The following is an 18,587-nucleotide window of genomic DNA, read 5'->3' on the forward strand; positions in this document are numbered from 1 at the left end:
TACAGGGCGCAGCCGAGTCATTGGCGCAAAACCACTCTCGCGACCAACACACCATTCTCCACTTCCAGCGTCAGCGACCGCAGCACCGCGCCCTCCCGCTCTTGTTGATCCAACCAATGGAGCAACGCATTCGCATCACCTCTGACGGCGAGTCGCAACGAGTCGCCGTCGACCTCCATTTCCGTCATGTCCAAGCCCACCGCTGTCGCACTTTCATTGACGCGCACCGACAAGGGCCGGGGGGCGGCAGTCGTATCCCGGGTGGGTTCGGCGCGCTGGATACGGGCGTGCAATTCGGCCTGTTGGCGATGCTGTCGTTCGGCAACCTCTAACCGTTGCCGGGTCGGTTGCCAAATCGCGGTGTAAGCCAGCGCCACCGACAACAACCCGGCAAGCCCCAGCAACAGCCCTTGTTCTCGGCGTGACAGACTTTCCCAGGTCTGTTTCAAGACCCGCCATCCATTGACGCTCATCAACTGTTCTCCAGCGTGAGGATGGCCTGCACGCGATTGTTCTGCTTGCTGGCGCTGCCCAGGGTGACGGGTAACCCGTTTTGCTGCCCGCGTTCACGCAACTGCTCCAGTTCGACAAAACTGTTCGCCGTCAGCTGGATTTTCCAGCCTTCGCCTGCGCGAAAATCGATGCGCTGCACCTCGACGTTGCTGGCGCCAATCACCTGCTCGGTCAGACGGGCCAGACGCGCGACCTGAGTGTCGTGGCTTTGCCCACGCCGACTCTGTAATGCCTGGAACTGTGCGGCCAGGTCGACGATCCGCTCCTGCCCGGGATACAGCGACCTGAACCGCTGCTCACTTTGGGCATACAAAAACCGTGTTTCGCTTTCAAGAAAACGTACGCGGGCGTCGCTGAAGGCCCAGGTGAGCACCAACATGCCCAGTGCCGTAGCCGAAGCACCACGCCATGGCAACGGGCTTCGACGTCGTCGAAACTCACCTTGCAACAGATCGATGGGACGTCCACCCGCGTTCAGCAGCCATTCATCGATACCCAGGCAATCACGCTCTTCGTCCAGCCAGTGGATGTCCTCGGGCAGGCCGGACTTGAGCGCTGCCAGGGCCCGTGCCGATAACGCCACCCGCGCAGGCAACCCTCCACCTAACAACCAACGCCCGAACCAGCGCACGCCCAATATCTGGTCATCGGCAAGCAGGTCGGCGTCGACATGCACCGCCCGCGTATCGATGCCTTGCTCGGCGAGCAGCACCAACAGCGCTTGGAACCGGGCACGGTCCGTCACCATCAGCGGATAGCGGTGCTGACGGTCCCGCGGGCCGACGCTGATGTGCAGCGCCTCCAGGTTTTCACTCAGTTGCTCTTCGATGGCGAATGCCAGGGCCTGGGGCCGGGGCTGGCGTCGAGAGGGCCACGGATCGCTGCGCAACCAGCTACACATTTCCATCGGCAACAGCACATCGACAGCCCGTCCGCTCAACTCGCCCGCCGCCTCGTGCAAAGGCAGGCGACGCCGCTCGCCGGTGGGCGACCACACACAGCACGGCCAGTTGGCGCAAGGCGCGGCCAGGCCCTCGGCGGTCAGGTAAAGCCAGGTTTTCATCAAGGAAGCTCACTGGGGCTGAAGGGTAAGAAGCGTCGCTGACGAACCGTCCACCGCCCGCTGACGGAATCACGCTCGATATCCGAGGCCAGGCGCAGACGGCTGTCGGCATGGATCACGCTCACGGTGATTCGAAACCAGCGACTGCCCACCCCCAGGCCATGGCTGTTGAGGTCCGCTGCGGACAGCAACGGATCGTTGGTAAACGCCTGCACGCTGGCGTAGGGCGCGTGGCGACGCTGGTTGACCAGCGCCTTGGCGGGCCCGGCTTTCATGCCATCGAGGGTCATCAACACGCGCTGCGAGGCAGTGTTGATGTTCAGCCGCGCGTCCTTGGGCAGCAACACCACCCACGGTTCCAGGCGCCGCAGTGTCGGGCCGTCGATGCCCGGCAACAGGCGCAGTTGACTCAACTCCTGCACCGGCCCGACCTGGGGCAACGACAGCGGCGGCAGGTCCAGCAGGGCCAACAAGCGCGTCCAGCGACCAAGGGTGACCTGATCGATCTGACCCAGGGCCAGCAACCCATTGAGATTCAGGCGCCCGGACAAATCCTCGATACCGATGTGCAGCTCGGCGGCGCCCACCTCCAATACGGGCTCAAGCCGGGCCCAGTCCTGGCTCAGGTCAACGGGCCCGGACGGCGTTATCCCACTGCTTTCCAACACCCCCCGCGCCCAGTCTTCCCCAGCCAATCCCAATTGCCGCAACTGGACCTGTTGCAGTTGCTGCGCGCTGCTGTGCAACAACAGGCGATGACTGCGCAACAGGCCAGCGACCAGCAGCAAGGCCAGGCTCAGCACCAGCAGCACGCTGATCAGCGCCACCCCGCTTTGTCGCGTCATGGCAACGCCTCCGGCAACAACAGCACCCGACGGATTTGTTTGAAACGCCCCGCTGAGACGATCAACTCCAACGCCAGCGGCGCGGTGCCGCTCAAGGTTTCGCGGTGCCACCCCCGTTGTCGGTCGAACACGCGCCAGCTCAGGCTGTGGACGTCGTCGAGCAATTTCTGCCGCTGCATGAGCGTAGTGCCTTCGCCGACACTCTCGCGCCATAACGCGCCGCCTTTGAGTCGATAGCTCACCGTTTGCCGTTCACTGCGAGGCTGGTCCAGTGGGTTGCGCCAATGGCTGCGCTGCAACTGCAAATGCCCGGGCGCGAGCACGAGCGAATCGACCACTGCCTGCCACACATCCCGTTCAATCACGCCGACAGCGCGCTGCAAGGCCCTGATCTCGCGCTCATGCTGACCGACGCCCTGCTGGGTCCGCACGACCCCATCGAACAACCGCCAACTGGCCAGGCCGAGCAAGGCAAAAATTGCGATGGCGATGACCAGCTCCAACAAGGTGAAACCCGACTGCCTATTCATGACGGCGGCCGATCCACCCGGTGGTACGGTGCACGACGGTGACGCTGTCGCTGCGGCTGACCTGGATCTCGACCTGCAGCAGCCGCCCCTCACGGACCGGGGCGATCCGCTGTTGCAAGACCCAATCGCGGCGGTCCAGGTGCCGGCTCAGTCGCTGTTGTCCGGGGGGCGTGACGGCCTGCAGGCGCAGTTCGCTCAACTGATTGTCCGCCAGCCAGGCACCGAACAGACGGTCCTCGAGCCCCGCGCTCTGTTTGAGCACGAATTGGCTGGCCGAGAGCACGGCCGCCGCCATCGTCGCGAAAATCGCCAGGGCGATCATGACTTCCAACAGCGTGAAACCCTGACAACCGACAGCCTGCCTGTGCGCGTTACTCATCGATCAGCGGCTCCGCCAGGCCGTCGCTCGATATTCCGGCAATCGTCTGTCCAGCGACGTTGATGAGCAGCCTGAACGGGCTGATCTCGTCACTGCTGAGCATCAACAACTGCGGTGGGCCTTGGACCCCATCGAGGCGCAGGGCGTGGCCGTCCTGCTCCAAGCCAAGCGTCAGGCCCTCGGGCAATCGATGCAGCGCCGACACCGCCGTCCAGTCCTGGGCTTGGAGTCGCCACACCTGATAACCGCCGGGCTGCACGCGCACACCGTATTCCTGCCCGTCCAACACCGCCCGCTCGCGCAACTGCTGCACCAGCGCGACGAAGTCCCGGGCCTGCTGCCGCGCCTCACGCGCCGGGCTCGGCCCCGTGGCGAAGCGGACCATGCCCGCCAGGACGCCGATCAAGACGATAACGACCATCAGTTCCAGCAAGGTGAAGCCCCGGCAACGACGCTGCATGGTCACTCGGCCCAATTGCCAATGTCGGCGGCGAACCCGTCACCGCCCGGCACGCCATCGGCGCCCAGCGAGTACAAGTCATAGCTGCCATCGACGGATTTGTGCCCCGGATTGAGGTACTGGTAGGGCGTACCCCAGGGATCGACCGGCAGGCTTCTCAGATAACCCTGGGGGTTCCAGTGCCTGGCCGCAGGCGTGCCGGACGGACGTTCGCTCAGCGCCTCCAGGCCTTGCTGGGTCGATGGGTATTGAAAGTTGTCGAGACGGTACATTTCCAGGGCCGTGGCGATCGCCTGGATATCGGTCCGTGCAGCCGTGATCTTGGCTTGATCAGGCCGGCTCATGAACTGTGGCACCACAATGGCACCCAGCACGCCAATGATGACCACCACCACCATGATTTCGATCAGGGTAAAACCGCGTTGAGGGCGTGCAGGTCGGTTGTTTTGAAGTGTCATGGGTCAATTCACCAATTGGTTGAGGCCAAGGATCGGAAGCAGGATGGCCATGACGATCAGCAGCACGACGCCGCCCATCAGCACCAGCATGACCGGTTCGAAAAGGCTCACCACCAGCGCGATGCGCGCCGCGAGGCTGGCCTCCTGTTGTTCGGCGGCCCGGGCCAGCATGCTGTCGAGTTCGCCGGCCCGTTCGCCGCTGGCGATCATGTGCAGCATCAAGGGCGGGATATCCCCCCCCCGCTCCAGCCCCCGGGTCAGGGTCCCGCCCTCGCGGACCGAACGGGCGACGTCGGCCATGCGGGCGCGGATCGTCAAGTTGCCAATGACCTGCGCGGCAATGCCCAGGGCATCCACCAGCGGCACGGCACTTTTGCTCAGGATCGCCAGGGTGCTGGCGAATCGGGCCGCTTCCATCGCTCGCAGCACCTCGCCGAACACAGGCAGCTTGAGCAACAGACGATGCCAGCGCAGGCGCCACGCAGGTTGGCGCAGGCTCCAGCGCCACAACCCGAGCAACCCGACCAGCAGCCCGAGCAGCAACAAGCCAGAGCGACGCAATCCGTCACTCAGGACGATCAGCGCCTCGGTCAACCAGGGCAACGATTGGCCGCTGTCGACGAATATCTTCACCACATCCGGCACCACGTAACCCAACAGGAAAGCGACAATCGCGACGCAGGCCAGCATCAGAATCAATGGATACACCAAAGCCAATTGAATGCGCTGGCGCGATGCCTGGCGTGCCTGGGTGTAGGCCGCCAACTGCTCCAGCACCAGGCCCAAGTGGCCGGACTGTTCGCCGGCGGCAACCGTGGCGCAGAACAGTTCAGGAAACGCCTGGGGAAACGCCGCCAGCGCCGTGGCCAGGGCGTGACCTTCCATCACACGACCGCGTACCGCCGCCAACAGGTTGGCAACGCGCCGCTTCTGGCTTTGTTGGGCGACGGCGCCGAGGGCCTCGTCGAGGGGCAGACCGGCCTGAATCAAGGTGGACAGTTGCAACGTCAGCAACGCCAGATCCGCCGGGCTCAAACGCCCTCCGGCGTGCCGGGTGCCCAGGGCTCGTTGCACCCTCGCTTCGTGCAGTTCGCTGGGCAGCAAGCCACGCTCGCGCAGCAACTGACGGGCATGACGGGGGTTGTCGGCTTCCACGCGGCCTTTGCAGCGCCGGCCCCGGGCATCTTCTGCTCGATAGTCGAAGAGCGGCATGGGGCTAACCCTCCTGGGTGATGCGCAGCAGTTCATCGACGCTGGTCAGGCCGTCCTGAACCCGCTGGCAGCCATCCTGAAACAGGCTGCGGGAGGTTTTGCGCGCCTCAAGGGCCAGCGCCTGCTCAGGGGCGCCCTGGTGAATCAGTTGTGACAACGCGGGGCTGACACTCACCAGTTCATAAATGCCTATGCGCCCGCGATAACCTTTCTGGCATTGATCGCAGCCCCGGGCCTTGAACAACCGTGGCGCAGCGTCGGCTTCAAGCCCCAGGCGCCGACAGGTTGCAGCGTCGGCCACATAGGGCGTCTTGCAGGACGGACACAAGGTGCGCAACAAGCGTTGGGCGACAATGCCCGCCAGGGACGAGGCCAGCAGATAGGCGTCCAGGCCCATGTCCCTCAGTCGCGTAACCGCGCCCACCGCGGTGTTGGTGTGCAGGGTCGAGAGCACCAGATGGCCGGTCAGGGACGCCTGCACTGCGATTTCGGCGGTCTCGCGATCGCGGATCTCGCCCACCATCACCACATCCGGGTCCTGGCGCAATATCGCCCGCAAGCCACGAGCAAAGGTCATGTCGACTTTCGGATTGACCGGCATCTGGCCGACGCCCGGCAAGTGATATTCAATCGGGTCCTCGACGGTGAGGATGTTTCGGCTCTGATCGTTGATGCTGCTCAGCGCCGCGTACAGGCTGGTGGTTTTCCCCGAGCCTGTGGGACCGGTCACCAGCACGATGCCATGGGGTTTGCCAAGCAACCGACGCAAGTTTGCCAGGGTGTCATCAGGCAGGCCCAGGCGCGTCAGGTCCAGGCGCCCGGCCTGCTTGTCGAGCAGACGCAACACCACTCGCTCGCCATGGGCCGAAGGCAGCGTCGAGACCCGCACATCCACTTCATGCCCGGCCAGCCGCAACGCCATGCGCCCGTCCTGGGGCACACGTTTTTCGGCGATGTCCAGGCGCGCCATGACCTTGATCCGCGACACCAACAGGCTCGCCAGCTCCCGGCGCGGACGCAGCATTTCCTGTAACTGGCCGTCGATGCGCATGCGCACCGACAGGTACTGCTCGAACGTTTCCAGATGCACATCCGAAGCGTGTTCGCGGACCGCTTCGCTGAGCAGGGCATTGATCAACCGGATAATCGGCGCATCGCCCTGCTGTTCCAGCAAGTCGGTGGTCTGCGGCACTTGATCGGCCAGGCTGAGCAGGTCCAGCTCCTCGTCCAGCCCTTGGGCAACCTGCTCGGCGGCGCTCTGGCCCTGGCGGTAAACGCATGCCAGGCGCGTGGCGAACTGCGCCGGCTCCAGCACCTGGATCGGCAACTGCCGACCACACCAGCGCCATACCTCGGCCAGCGCGGTCAACGGCGTGTCGCGGCGCATCACCAGGTGCAAGGTCGGGCCCTCGCCTTCCAGCAGCACGCCCAGGCGCCTGGCGAAACCGAAGGGCAACGGGGCCTGCAGATCACTCACAAAGCACCCCGTTTCGGTTGGCGCGGCTCTGCCAGCGGCGCGTCTGCGGACGGTTCGAACAACTCGCGAGCGTCGCGGGGCAGCAACAGCGAATTATTTTTCCGCGAGCCGGGTTTGCTCAGTTCCCTTAGCGCGTCGTAGCGCTGACGGCTCACATCGGCCAGGCCTTCCTTGCTGCGCACGATGGTCGGGCGCAGGAACACCATCAGGTTGCTTTTGGTCTGGGTGTCGCGGGTCCAGCGAAACAGCGCGCCCAGGTACGGAATGCTGCGCAACAGCGGCACGCCGCTTTCCTGGGTACGGACACTGTCGCGAATCAGGCCACCGATCACGATGATCTCGCCATCGTCCGCCAGGATCGTGCTCTTCAAGGCGCGTTTGTTGGTGATCAGGTCCGAGGAATCCACACCGGAGACAGAGGGTGCTATATCCGAGACTTCCTGATGGACTTCAAGGCGCAGGATGGAGCCTTCGTTGATGTAGGGCTTGATCTTGAGGCTGATGCCGACGTCCTTGCGCTCGACGGTGGTGAATGGATTGTCCGCACCGCTGCCGTTGGTGGCGTAGGAGCCGGTCTTGAACGGGACGTTCTGGCCGACGATGATTTCCGCCTCCTGGTTATCCAGAGTCAGCAGGCTGGGGGTGGAAAGCAGGTTGCTGCGGGTATTGCTCTCCAGCGCCGATATGAGCGCGCTGAAGCGATCGCTCCCCAACCGCAGGACCGCGCCTTCCGGCTCGCGTTCGGGCGCTTTGGCGTTCATCTCACCTACGATCGGGATGTTGGTTCCCGGAAAATTGATGAACCCAGCCGCGCTGCCGGTATCAAGGCCCCACTGCACCCCCACCGCTTGGGAAATGTCCCCGGTAATTTCAACGATGGCCGCGTGAATAAGCACCTGGGCGCGGGGTTGATCGAGTTCTCGGACAATGTTTTCGACGGTACGTACCTGGGCCGGTTCGGCGATCAACACCAGGGCATTCTGGCTTTCGTCAGCCTTGATCATGAACGGGCTGACCGAGGCACCTTCCCGCGAGCCGCCCAGTGCCGGCGTAGTTTTTCTATCCTGCCCGACAGCCTCCAGCACCTGCGCCAGTTGTTTGGCATCGCTGTGACGCAGGCGGATGACCCGGGCGTTGTCCTGGGAGGCGACCGCCTGGACATCCAGGGTTCGGGCCAGATCGACCAGACGCTGACGCACCGCCGGTGCGCCGATGATCACCAGCCGATTGCTCCGGGCATCGGCAATCACCAAGCCCGTGGCATCGACTCCGCGCTTGCCGCCGGAGGCTTGCATGACCGACGCGATATCCCCGGCCTGGGCATGACGCAACGCCACCACCACATGATTACCGTTGCGTCCCGAGTCCAACTGGCGCACGACCCGGACGATGCGCTGTACATTGGCGACCGTGTCGGTCACCACCAGCGCGTTGGACGATACCGAAGGGCCGATGTATCCGTTGCTCGACACCAGAGGGCGGACCAGCCCGGCGACATCAGCGGCAATGCTCGATTGCAATTCGATGACCTGAGTGACGAACTGCGACGGCGTGGCGCTTTTTACATCGCCGGTCCCGGCGCGTGTTCTGGCATCAGCGATCGGGGTGATCAGAATCCGTTCGCCTTCGTCGATCACGGTGAAGTTGTGCGCATCGAGCACCGAATAGAACAGCCGACGCACCCCCTCGCGATCCAGCGCCTGGCGCGACATGACGGTAATGCGCCCTGACACCCTGGGGTCGAGCACCACGGTCTTGCCGAGGATGACGGAAATTTCCTCGACCACGTCCCGCAGTTCCGCATTGTTCATCGCCAACTGCCACTGGACCTCCTCGGCCCGCAGCGCGCCCAAAGGCACCGATGGGGAAAGCAGCGTGAGGCAAAACAGGGCGCGCAACGCACGGTACCGGGCAAAACTGTTCATGAATCCGATCACTCTGATAGCCCGGCAAGCGGGCGCAGGTATTGCGAGGAATGAGGCCTGGGCTGGTCAGCAGTGGCAGGATCGAGTCGGCGCAGAAAATGTTCCGCCGTGCGTTGCAAGGCCACTCGTTCTTCCCGCCCGCTGCGCCACAAAACCACATGACTGGCCTCGACCCGCCGCAACACGCTTCCGCCAGGCAGACGTTCACCCACCTGGTAAATACGCGGCCCCGCGGCATCGGCCAGCAACGCCCGTGACAAGCCTTCGCCGGTCACGAAGCTGGCCTGCAACGTGACCGGTTCGGCGCTGGGCAACAGCGCGTCTCCAGCGGTCAGGCCGAGCACGGTCGCCACGGCTTGAACGTTGGGCGGCTCAGCGACCTGAACGACCGCGGGTGCCACGGCTATTGGCTCCGCCAGCACCAGTGCCTGGCGAAAATGCCATTCCTGCGCTGTCAGAAAAAAACCGTATACAAGGGGCACCAGCACAAGGAATGCCTTGGACAGACCCTCGTCAGTCCCGAAAGAAACACTCATTTGTCTGCTCACCGAACAATCCCATTTGAGGGGTTCAGGCAACCCAGGAGGACGGCCTGAAACCCTGCCCGATATGACTTACAGTGGGTCCCAGGCCATCTGCCATTGAGCACCGACGCCCGGTTCAAAACCGTTCGCCGAGGGGCTGTATTGCTTGCAATAGCCGGACTCGGGAAATGGCTTGCACTGGAAGACTTCATCAGTCTTGGGTTGCAGTACCTTCGTACCGGCGGCATAGCCACTGATGCCTTCAGGGAATACGAAGTCGTACTCGATGTCCGCCCCTTCACCAGTCAAGGTGACGCTGCGGGTATCCTGGCGCGTGGTCCGCCCGTCCTCGGTGCTGCCCACCAACGTCAGGGTATGAGCACCCGGTGCGCTGCGTACGTCCATGGTCAGCGTGCTATCGCCTGCACCCACGGTCTGGCTCACCACACCGACCGGTTTGTTCTTCTCGTCGAACAGGGTGGCTTCAAGATTCATCCTGCGGTTTGTCAGCGCGGCGAACGCCAGGCTGACCCGCCCCTTGTTGAGGACATACTCTGGCTGCAAGGAAGAAATCGTCATGCTGGCGCCGGGGTCCTCACGCATGTCCAGTTGCACTTCGTAACGGCTCACACCGCTTTCTTTCTGGGCGTACAGGTTGTTGGTGCCTTTGACCGGGGTAATGCCGCCCTGCTCGTCGCGAATGCCGGCACGAACCAGGGTATGAGCGTTGTTGATGGCTTCGGCCAGTTTGAACGACCAGGCCTCAGGCCTGCCCTCTTCAACGCTGTCGACGCTGACCTCTACGCTGTATTCGGTATTTTCGCCGGTAGCGGCAAATGCCCGCGCCTTGACCTTGTCACCCGCCAACAAGGGGGTCGAAGGCGCGATGCTGCCCACCGGCGACCAGCCACCCGGCAATGCAGCTTCGGCGAGGATGTTCACGTCCGCCGGGTCGTAGAACGCATTATCGGTATCAGCGACTGTCCATACCGCCAAAATCACGTGATGACCGGTCTTGCTGTCGGGAATGACACATTCGTGCCGGGCACCGGATTCCGGCATTTGATTGGCACCGTCTACCGTACAGAACGGCGTGCTGTCGAATGACGCCCGCTTCAGCGTCTCGTTTGGATTCCACCCGTCACGGGTGATGAAGTATTCATGTTTGGTCGCCGGGTGTGTGGCGCTGTACCGCCACTGGAAGGCAATGTTGCGATCCCTGATTTCAGTCAGTTGCCAGCGCGTGGCCGACTGGGCATCCAGGGCAGAAAACAGGGCGCTCCCACCACTGGCGATTTTGCCGTCGACGGGGCCTTGCAGGGGTGCGCCACCCGCGCCATTGGGAAAGCCTTTGAAAGTTTCACCCGTACTTTGTGGTTCGTATTGAGCGCCGCCGCAGTTTTTGTTTTCGCCTCGCTGGCACAGTAATGCACGCGAAGGCGGCACCTCGAGGTAACCATGGGCCAATACGCCTGAGGACGCCACCATGGCCGATAACAGAACTAATGACGAAGCGCACCCCGTTATCACACCGTTCTTGCTGAAGTTGTTTTTCATATAAGTTCCGAACTCTTCATCGAGATTGAAAGACGTACCACCGTCATCAGGTGCGCAGCACCGTGTAGCGCTGACCCGACAAGCGCGAAACCTTATAGAAAGTTAAAATTGCTCTATGTAGGGAAAATCCCTCAAAACAGAAGGAACTATCTCTGAATTAACTTCTTCCTACATTTAATGGAAAACTTCTTACATGCAAAGGTTATTAATAAACAACAAGTACAGACCTCTAAAGATGCTGCACTTCCCCACGCTGGGTAGATAAATAACAGGCATTAAAAAGCCTGCCCGGCGCAAGTCCGGACAGGCTGGGTTACCAGGGTGCGGTTAGATGTGGTATTGCGCCGACAACTCATGGACGGCCCGCAGGAAAGCACCGGCGTGTTCCGGATCGACTTCCGGCGTAATGCCATGGCCGAGGTTGAACACATGACCGCTGCCCTTGCCATAGCTGGCGAGGATACGCCCGACTTCGGCGCGGATGGCCTCGGGCTTGGCGTAAAGCACGGTCGGGTCCATGTTGCCTTGCAGCGCGACTTTGCTGCCAACACGCTCGCGGGCGTTGCCAATGTCGCAGGTCCAGTCCAGGCCCAAAGCGTCGGCACCGGCATCGGCGATACTTTCCAGCCACAGGCCGCCGTTCTTGGTGAACAGGATCACCGGGACTTTACGACCTTCATGTTCGCGGATCAGGCCGCTGACAATCTTGCGCATGTAGGCCAGGGAGAACTCCTGGTACGCCGCCGCCGAGAGGTTGCCGCCCCAGGTGTCGAAGATCTGTACCGCTTGCGCACCGGCCAGGATCTGGCCGTTGAGGTAGGAAGTGACCGACTGCGCCAGCTTGTCCAGCAACAGGTGCATGGCTTGCGGGTTGTCGTAGAGCATCGCCTTGGTCTTGCGGAAATCTTTCGACGAGCCGCCTTCGACCATGTAGGTAGCCAGGGTCCAGGGGCTGCCAGAGAAACCGATCAGCGGCACGCGACCGTTGAGTTCTCGGCGGATGGTGCTGACCGCGTCCATGACATAGCCCAGGTCCTTCTGCGGATCGGGAATCGGCAGGGCCTCGATGTCGGCCAGGGTGCTGACGACTTTCTTGAAGCGCGGACCTTCGCCGGTCTCGAAGTACAGGCCCTGGCCCATGGCATCGGGAATGGTGAGGATGTCGGAAAACAGAATCGCCGCGTCCAGTTGCGGGTAGCGATCCAACGGCTGCATCGTGACTTCGCAGGCGAACTGGGGATTCATGCACAGGCTCATGAAGTCACCGGCCTTGGCCCGACTGGCGCGGTATTCCGGCAGGTAGCGACCGGCCTGACGCATCATCCACACGGGGGTGACGTCTACGGGTTGCTTGAGCAGGGCGCGGAGGAAACGGTCGTTCTTCAGGGCAGTCATGTCGGCATCCGGAAAAAAAGTGCGGGCATTTTCTCAGAGCGCGACGCAAAAGGCACGGCAAGAGCCGTGCCTTTTATCTATCGGGGCAATTTGTCGCGGTGCAGCACAGCCTCCCCGACACTACAAAACAACTGTGGGAGCCATTTTTGTGGGAGCAAGGCTTGCCCGCGATGAAAACACTGCGGTCTCTTGGGTACCGAGGCGCCTGAATCGCGAGCAAGCTTTGCTCCCACAAAGCTCGCTCCCACATTTTGATCACATTCCAGCGTTAGGAAGTGATCAGACCCCCAGGTAATCCAAGATCCCTTCCGCCGCATTGCGGCCTTCAAAGATGGCCGTCACCACCAGATCGGAACCCCGGACCATGTCGCCGCCGGCGAAGATCTTCGGGTTGCTGGTCTGGTGCTTGTACTGGCCTTGTTCCGGAGCCACAACGCGGCCCTGGCTGTCGGTCTGGATGCTGAACTGTTCGAACCATGGCGCCGGGCTTGGGCGGAAGCCGAAGGCGATGACCACGGCATCGGCCGGGATGATCTCTTCGGAACCCGGGATCGGCTCGGGGCTGCGACGACCGCGGGCGTCCGGTTCGCCGAGACGGGTCTCGACCACCTTCACGCCCTCGACCTTGTCTTCACCGACAATGGCGATCGGCTGGCGGTTGTAGAGGAACTTCACGCCCTCTTCCTTGGCGTTCTTCACTTCTTTGCGCGAGCCGGGCATGTTCGCTTCGTCACGACGGTAGGCGCAGGTCACCGACTTGGCGCCCTGGCGAATCGAAGTGCGGTTACAGTCCATCGCCGTGTCACCGCCGCCGAGCACCACGACCTTCTTGCCTTTCATGTCGACGAAATCTTCCGGCGACTTTTCAAAGCCCAGGTTGCGGTTGACGTTGGCGATCAGGAAGTCCAGCGCGTCGTAGACGCCCGGCAGGTCTTCGCCGGCAAAGCCGCCCTTCATGTAGGTGTAGGTGCCCATGCCCATGAATACGGCATCGTACTCTTCGAGCAGTTGCTCCATGGTCACGTCCTTGCCCACTTCGGTGTTCAAGCGAAACTCGATGCCCATGCCGGTGAAGACTTCGCGACGATTGCTCAGCACGGTCTTTTCCAGCTTGAACTCGGGGATGCCGAAGGTCAGCAGGCCACCGATTTCCGGGTTCTTGTCGAACACCACCGGGGCCACGCCACCGCGCACCAGCACATCGGCGCAACCCAGGCCCGCCGGGCCCGCACCAATGATCGCCACGCGCTTGCCGGTCGGCTTGACCTTGGACATGTCCGGGCGCCAGCCCATGGCGAACGCGGTGTCGGTGATGTATTTCTCCACCGAACCGATGGTCACCGCACCAAAACCGTCGTTGAGGGTGCATGCACCTTCACACAGGCGATCCTGTGGGCACACCCGGCCGCAGACTTCCGGCAGGGTGTTGGTCTGGTGGGACAACTCGGCAGCCTGGAGGATGTTGCCCTCGGCCACCAGCTTCAGCCAGTTGGGAATGAAGTTGTGCACCGGGCACTTCCATTCGCAGTACGGGTTACCACAACCCAGGCAGCGGTGGGCCTGATCGGCCGACTGCTGGGGTTTGAAAGGCTCGTAGATTTCCACGAACTCTTTCTTGCGTTGACGCAACAGTTTCTTCTTCGGATCCTTGCGCCCGACATCGATGAACTGGAAGTCGTTACTCAGACGTTCAGCCATTGTTAAAACCTCATCAAACTCTTCAGGCGCATATCACTGCGGGTTGGCACGGGTGCTGGAAAGCAACGACTTCAGGTTGGCAGCCTTGGGCTTGACCAGCCAGAAACGGCGCAGATAGTCATCGAGGTTTTCGGCGAGTTCACGACCCCACTCGCTGTCGGTTTCCTCGACGTATTCGTCCAGCACGCGCTGCAGGTGGCTGCGGTAGGCTTCCATCGCCTCGCCGCTGATGCGCTGGATTTCCACCAGTTCGTGGTTGACCCGGTCAACGAACGTGTTGTCCTGGTCGAGCACGTAGGCGAAACCGCCGGTCATGCCAGAGCCGAAGTTGTAACCGGTCTTGCCCAAGACACAGACGAAACCACCGGTCATGTACTCGCAGCAATGATCACCGGTGCCTTCCACCACCGTATGGGCCCCGGAGTTACGCACGGCGAAACGCTCGCCCGCGGTGCCAGCGGCGAACAGCTTGCCGCCGGTGGCGCCGTACAGGCAGGTGTTGCCGATGATCGCACTGTCCTGAGTCTTGTAGACACTGGCCTTGGGCGGAACGATGACCAGTTTGCCACCGGTCATGCCCTTGCCCACGTAGTCGTTGGCGTCGCCTTCCAGGTACATGTTCAGGCCACCGGCGTTCCAGACGCCGAAGCTCTGGCCTGCGGTGCCCTTGAAGCGGAAGGTGATCGGCGCCTTGGCCATGCCCTGGTTGCCGTGCTTGCGCGCGATTTCGCCGGAGATCCGCGCACCGATGGAACGGTCGCAGTTGCAGATAGCCAGTTCGAACTCGGCACCGCTCAGGTCGTTGATCGCCGAGGTGGCCATGTCGACCATCTTCTCGGCCAGTTCGCCCTTGTCGAACGGCGGGTTGCGATCAACCTGGCAGAACTGTGGCTTGTCCGCCGGGATATGATCGCTGCCCAGCAACGGCGTCAGGTCCAGATGATGCTGCTTGGCGGTCTGGCCTTCGAGCACTTCCAGCAGGTCGGTGCGGCCGATCAGCTCTTCGAGCGAGCGCACACCCAGCTTCGCCAGCCACTCGCGGGTTTCCTCGGCCACGTAGGTGAAGAAGTTCACCACCATGTCGACGGTGCCGATGTAGTGGTCCTTGCGCAGCTTTTCGTTCTGGGTCGCCACGCCTGTGGCGCAGTTGTTCAGGTGGCAGATACGCAGGTATTTGCAACCCAGGGCGATCATCGGCGCGGTGCCGAAGCCGAAGCTCTCGGCCCCGAGAATGGCCGCCTTGATCACGTCCAGGCCGGTTTTCAGGCCGCCATCGGTCTGCACCCGGACCTTGCCGCGCAAGTCGTTGCCGCGCAGGGTCTGGTGGGTCTCGGCCAGGCCCAGTTCCCACGGGGCGCCGGCGTATTTGATCGAGGTCAGCGGCGATGCACCGGTGCCGCCGTCATAGCCGGAGATGGTGATCAGGTCGGCATAAGCCTTGGCCACACCGGCGGCGATGGTGCCCACGCCCGCTTCTGCCACCAGCTTCACCGAGACCAGCGCCTTCGGGTTCACCTGCTTGAGGTCGAAGATCAGTTGCGACAGGTCTTCGATCGAGTAGATGTCGTGGTGAGGCGGCGGTGAGATCAGGGTCACGCCGGGGACCGCATAGCGCAGTTTGGCGATCAGGCCGTTGACCTTGCCGCCGGGCAGTTGACCGCCTTCGCCGGGCTTGGCGCCTTGGGCAACCTTGATCTGGAGCACTTCGGCGTTGACCAGGTACTCCGGCGTCACACCGAAGCGGCCGGTGGCCACCTGCTTGATTTTCGAACTCTTGATGGTGCCGTAGCGCGCCGGGTCTTCACCGCCTTCGCCGGAGTTGGAGCGCGCCCCAAGGCGGTTCATGGCTTCAGCCAGGGCTTCATGGGCTTCCGGAGACAGGGCGCCCAAGGAGATACCGGCGGAATCGAAACGCTTGAGCACCGATTCCAGCGGCTCGATTTCACTGATGTCCAGCGGCGTATCCAGGGTCTTGACCTTGAGCAGGTCGCGAATCATCGACACCGGACGGTTGTCCACCAGCGAGGTGTATTCCTTGAACTTGCCGTAGTCGCCCTGCTGCACGGCGGCTTGCAAGGTGTTGACCACGTCCGGGTTGTAGGCGTGGTATTCGCCACCGTGGACGAACTTCAGCAGCCCGCCCTGCTGGATCGGCTTGCGCGGGCTCCAGGCTTCGGCCGCCAGGGCTTTCTGTTCGGCTTCGATGTCGACGAACCGTGCCCCCTTGATGCGGCTCGGCACGCCACGGAAGCTCAGCTCGCAGACTTCTTCGGACAGGCCGATGGCCTCGAACAATTGCGCACCGCGGTACGAAGCAATGGTCGAGATCCCCATCTTCGAGAGGATCTTGAGCAGGCCCTTGGTGATGCCCTTGCGATAGTTCTTGAACACCTCATAGAGGTCGCCCAGCACTTCACCGGTGCGGATCAGGTCGCCCAGCACTTCATAGGCCAGGAACGGATAGACCGCCGAGGCCCCGAAACCGATCAGCACCGCAAAGTGATGCGGATCGCGCGCGGTGGCGGTTTCCACCAGGATGTTGGAATCGCAGCGCAGGCCTTTTTCGGTCAGGCGGTGGTGCACCGCACCGGTGGCCAGCGAGGCGTGGATCGGCAGCTTGCCCGGGGCAATGTGACGGTCGCTCAGCACGATCTGGGTGCGACCGGCGCGCGCGGCTTCTTCAGCCTGATCGGCCACGTTGCGGATCGCCGCTTCAAGGCCGACGCTTTCGTCGTAGTTCAGGTCAATGACCTGACGCTCGAAGCCCGGGCGGTCGAGGTTGGTCAGCGAACGCCATTTGGCCGGGGAAATGACCGGCGAGCTGAGGATCACGCGCGAGGCGTGTTCCGGCGACTCCTGGAAGATGTTGCGCTCGGCACCGAGGCAGATTTCCAGGGACATCACGATCGCTTCGCGCAGCGGGTCGATCGGTGGGTTGGTCACCTGAGCGAACTGCTGGCGGAAATAGTCATACGGTGTGCGCACGCGCTGGGACAGCACGGCCATCGGCGTGTCGTCGCCCATGGAGCCGACCGCTTCGTAGCCCTGCTCACCCAACGGACGCAGCACCTGGTCACGCTCTTCGAACGTCACCTGGTACATCTTCATGTACTGCTTGAGCTGATCGACGTCGTAGAAAGCCGAACCGTGGTCGTTGTCTTCCATGGTCGCCTGGATGCGCAGGGCATTCTTGCGCAGCCATTGCTTGTACGGATGACGAGACTTGAGGCGGTTGTCGATGGAATCGGTGTCGAGGATCTGGCCGGTTTCGGTGTCCACGGCAAAAATCTGGCCCGGGCCCACGCGGCCCTTGGCGATGACGTCTTCGGGCTGGTAGTTCCAGACACCGATTTCCGAAGCCAGGGTGATGAACCCGTTGGTGGTGGTGACCCAGCGCGCCGGACGCAGACCGTTACGGTCCAGCAGGCACACGGCGTAGCGGCCGTCGGTCATGACGATACCGGCCGGGCCGTCCCACGGCTCCATGTGCATGGAGTTGTATTCGTAGAACGCACGCAGGTCCGGGTCCATGGTCTCGACGTTCTGCCAGGCCGGCGGCACCAGCATGCGCACGCCACGGAACAGGTCGATGCCGCCGGTGACCATCAGTTCGAGCATGTTGTCCATGCTCGAGGAATCCGAACCCACGCGGTTGACCAGCGGGCCGAGTTCTTCGAGGTCCGGCATCAAGTCGTTGGCGAACTTGGTGCGACGGGCCAGCGCCCAGTTGCGGTTGCCGGTGATGGTGTTGATCTCGCCGTTGTGGGCGAGGAAGCGGAATGGCTGGGCCAGCGGCCATTTCGGCAGGGTGTTGGTGGAGAAGCGCTGGTGGAACACGCAGATCGCGGTTTTCAGGCGCTCGTCGCTCAGGTCCGGATAGAAGGCGGTCAGGTCCGCCGGCATCATCAGGCCTTTATAGATGATGGTCTTGTGGGAAAAGCTGCAGATGTAGTGATCGGTGTCGGCGGCGTTAGCCACGGACGAACGACGACGGGAGCTGAACAGCTTGATCGACATGTCCTGATCGCTCAGGCCTTCGCCCGCGATGAACACTTGTTCGATCTGCGGCAGACGCTCAAGGGCCAGGCGGCCGAGGACGCTGGTGTCGATCGGCACCTTGCGCCAGCCCACCAATTGCAGGCCGGCGGCCAGGATCTCGCGATTCATGTTTTCGCGAGCCGCCTGGGCCTTCACCGGGTCCTGATTGAAGAACACCATCCCCACCGCGTACTGCTTGGGCAGGGTCACGCCAAACGTTTCCTGGGCAACGGCACGCAGGAACTCGTCAGGCTTTTGAATCAGCAAGCCACAACCGTCACCGGTCTTGCCGTCGGCGTTGATCCCACCGCGGTGGGTCATGCAGGTCAGGGCCTCAATGGCCGTTTGTAAAAGGGTATGGCTGGGTTCGCCCTGCATATGAGCAATCAGGCCGAAACCGCAGTTATCCTTGAATTCATCTGGTTGGTACAGACCTGCTTTCATAGACACTTTCTCACCAGGCTGCCTCTTATCGAGGCAAATTTCTTTTCAATTCAGCCAGTTGCGTGCCGC

The 18,587-nt window shown here is 62.4% G+C and carries 15 protein-coding genes; all 15 read right to left on the reverse strand.

Going from position 1 to position 18,587, the window contains the following annotated elements; genetic code table 11:
* Nucleotides 1–17: 17 nt before the first annotated feature.
* The 15 genes from AAIS01_RS10950 to gltB all read right to left on the reverse strand — a co-directional run bounded on the left by AAIS01_RS10950 (nucleotide 18) and on the right by gltB (nucleotide 18,518).
* Nucleotides 18–473 (reverse strand): type II secretion system protein M, encoded by a 456-nt coding sequence (locus tag AAIS01_RS10950; RefSeq protein ID WP_343468975.1) that lies wholly within the window; start codon nucleotides 471–473, stop codon nucleotides 18–20.
* Nucleotides 473–1,576: a type II secretion system protein GspL gene (gene gspL / locus AAIS01_RS10955; protein WP_343468976.1), complete on the reverse strand. Its 1,104-nt coding sequence runs from the start codon at nucleotides 1,574–1,576 to the stop codon at nucleotides 473–475. Before gspL ends, AAIS01_RS10950 begins: the two co-directional genes overlap by 1 nt.
* Nucleotides 1,576–2,421, reverse strand: coding sequence for a type II secretion system protein GspK (locus AAIS01_RS10960; RefSeq protein WP_343468977.1), 846 nt, complete (start codon nucleotides 2,419–2,421; stop codon nucleotides 1,576–1,578). Before AAIS01_RS10960 ends, gspL begins: the two co-directional genes overlap by 1 nt.
* Complete coding sequence (locus AAIS01_RS10965) at nucleotides 2,418–2,951, reverse strand: type II secretion system protein GspJ (RefSeq protein WP_343468978.1); 534 nt, start codon at nucleotides 2,949–2,951, stop codon at nucleotides 2,418–2,420. The genes AAIS01_RS10960 and AAIS01_RS10965 overlap by 4 nt, the downstream gene beginning before the upstream one ends.
* Nucleotides 2,944–3,330 (reverse strand): type II secretion system minor pseudopilin GspI, encoded by a 387-nt coding sequence (gspI, locus tag AAIS01_RS10970; RefSeq protein ID WP_343468979.1) that lies wholly within the window; start codon nucleotides 3,328–3,330, stop codon nucleotides 2,944–2,946. The genes AAIS01_RS10965 and gspI overlap by 8 nt, the downstream gene beginning before the upstream one ends.
* A complete protein-coding gene (gene gspH, locus AAIS01_RS10975; protein WP_343468981.1) occupies nucleotides 3,323–3,790 on the reverse strand; it encodes a type II secretion system minor pseudopilin GspH in 468 nt (155 codons plus the stop codon). Before gspH ends, gspI begins: the two co-directional genes overlap by 8 nt.
* 2 nt (nucleotides 3,791–3,792) lie before the next feature.
* Nucleotides 3,793–4,248: a type II secretion system major pseudopilin GspG gene (gspG, locus tag AAIS01_RS10980; protein ID WP_343468982.1), complete on the reverse strand. Its 456-nt coding sequence runs from the start codon at nucleotides 4,246–4,248 to the stop codon at nucleotides 3,793–3,795.
* A gap of 3 nt (nucleotides 4,249–4,251) precedes the next feature.
* Complete coding sequence (gene gspF / locus AAIS01_RS10985; protein WP_343468983.1) at nucleotides 4,252–5,460, reverse strand: type II secretion system inner membrane protein GspF; 1,209 nt, start codon at nucleotides 5,458–5,460, stop codon at nucleotides 4,252–4,254.
* 4 nt (nucleotides 5,461–5,464) lie between these two features.
* Nucleotides 5,465–6,928 carry a type II secretion system ATPase GspE gene (gspE, locus tag AAIS01_RS10990; RefSeq protein WP_343469048.1) on the reverse strand — a complete coding sequence of 488 codons (1,464 nt, stop codon included), beginning with the start codon at nucleotides 6,926–6,928 and terminating at the stop codon, nucleotides 5,465–5,467.
* 5 nt (nucleotides 6,929–6,933) lie between these two features.
* The gene (gene gspD, locus AAIS01_RS10995) at nucleotides 6,934–8,862 is read right to left on the reverse strand and encodes a type II secretion system secretin GspD (protein ID WP_343468984.1); all 1,929 of its coding nucleotides are present in this window, start codon (nucleotides 8,860–8,862) and stop codon (nucleotides 6,934–6,936) included.
* Between the two features lie 8 nt (nucleotides 8,863–8,870).
* Nucleotides 8,871–9,398 (reverse strand): type II secretion system protein N, encoded by a 528-nt coding sequence (locus AAIS01_RS11000; protein ID WP_343468985.1) that lies wholly within the window; start codon nucleotides 9,396–9,398, stop codon nucleotides 8,871–8,873.
* Between the two features lie 78 nt (nucleotides 9,399–9,476).
* On the reverse strand, nucleotides 9,477–10,943 hold the full coding sequence (gene gbpA / locus AAIS01_RS11005) for an N-acetylglucosamine-binding protein GbpA (protein WP_343468986.1): 1,467 nt from the start codon (nucleotides 10,941–10,943) through the stop codon (nucleotides 9,477–9,479).
* Nucleotides 10,944–11,270: 327 nt separating this feature from the next.
* Complete coding sequence (gene hemE, locus AAIS01_RS11010; protein ID WP_343468987.1) at nucleotides 11,271–12,338, reverse strand: uroporphyrinogen decarboxylase; 1,068 nt, start codon at nucleotides 12,336–12,338, stop codon at nucleotides 11,271–11,273.
* A 279-nt stretch (nucleotides 12,339–12,617) separates the two neighbouring features.
* Nucleotides 12,618–14,036, reverse strand: coding sequence for an FAD-dependent oxidoreductase (locus tag AAIS01_RS11015; protein WP_343468988.1), 1,419 nt, complete (start codon nucleotides 14,034–14,036; stop codon nucleotides 12,618–12,620).
* A gap of 33 nt (nucleotides 14,037–14,069) precedes the next feature.
* Nucleotides 14,070–18,518, reverse strand: coding sequence for a glutamate synthase large subunit (gene gltB, locus AAIS01_RS11020; RefSeq protein WP_343468989.1), 4,449 nt, complete (start codon nucleotides 18,516–18,518; stop codon nucleotides 14,070–14,072).
* Nucleotides 18,519–18,587: the final 69 nt, after the last annotated feature.

Origin of the sequence: Pseudomonas halotolerans, from assembly GCF_039581215.1 — a bacterium.
In the GTDB taxonomy this organism is placed as follows: Bacteria; Pseudomonadota; Gammaproteobacteria; order Pseudomonadales; family Pseudomonadaceae; genus Aquipseudomonas; species Aquipseudomonas tehranensis.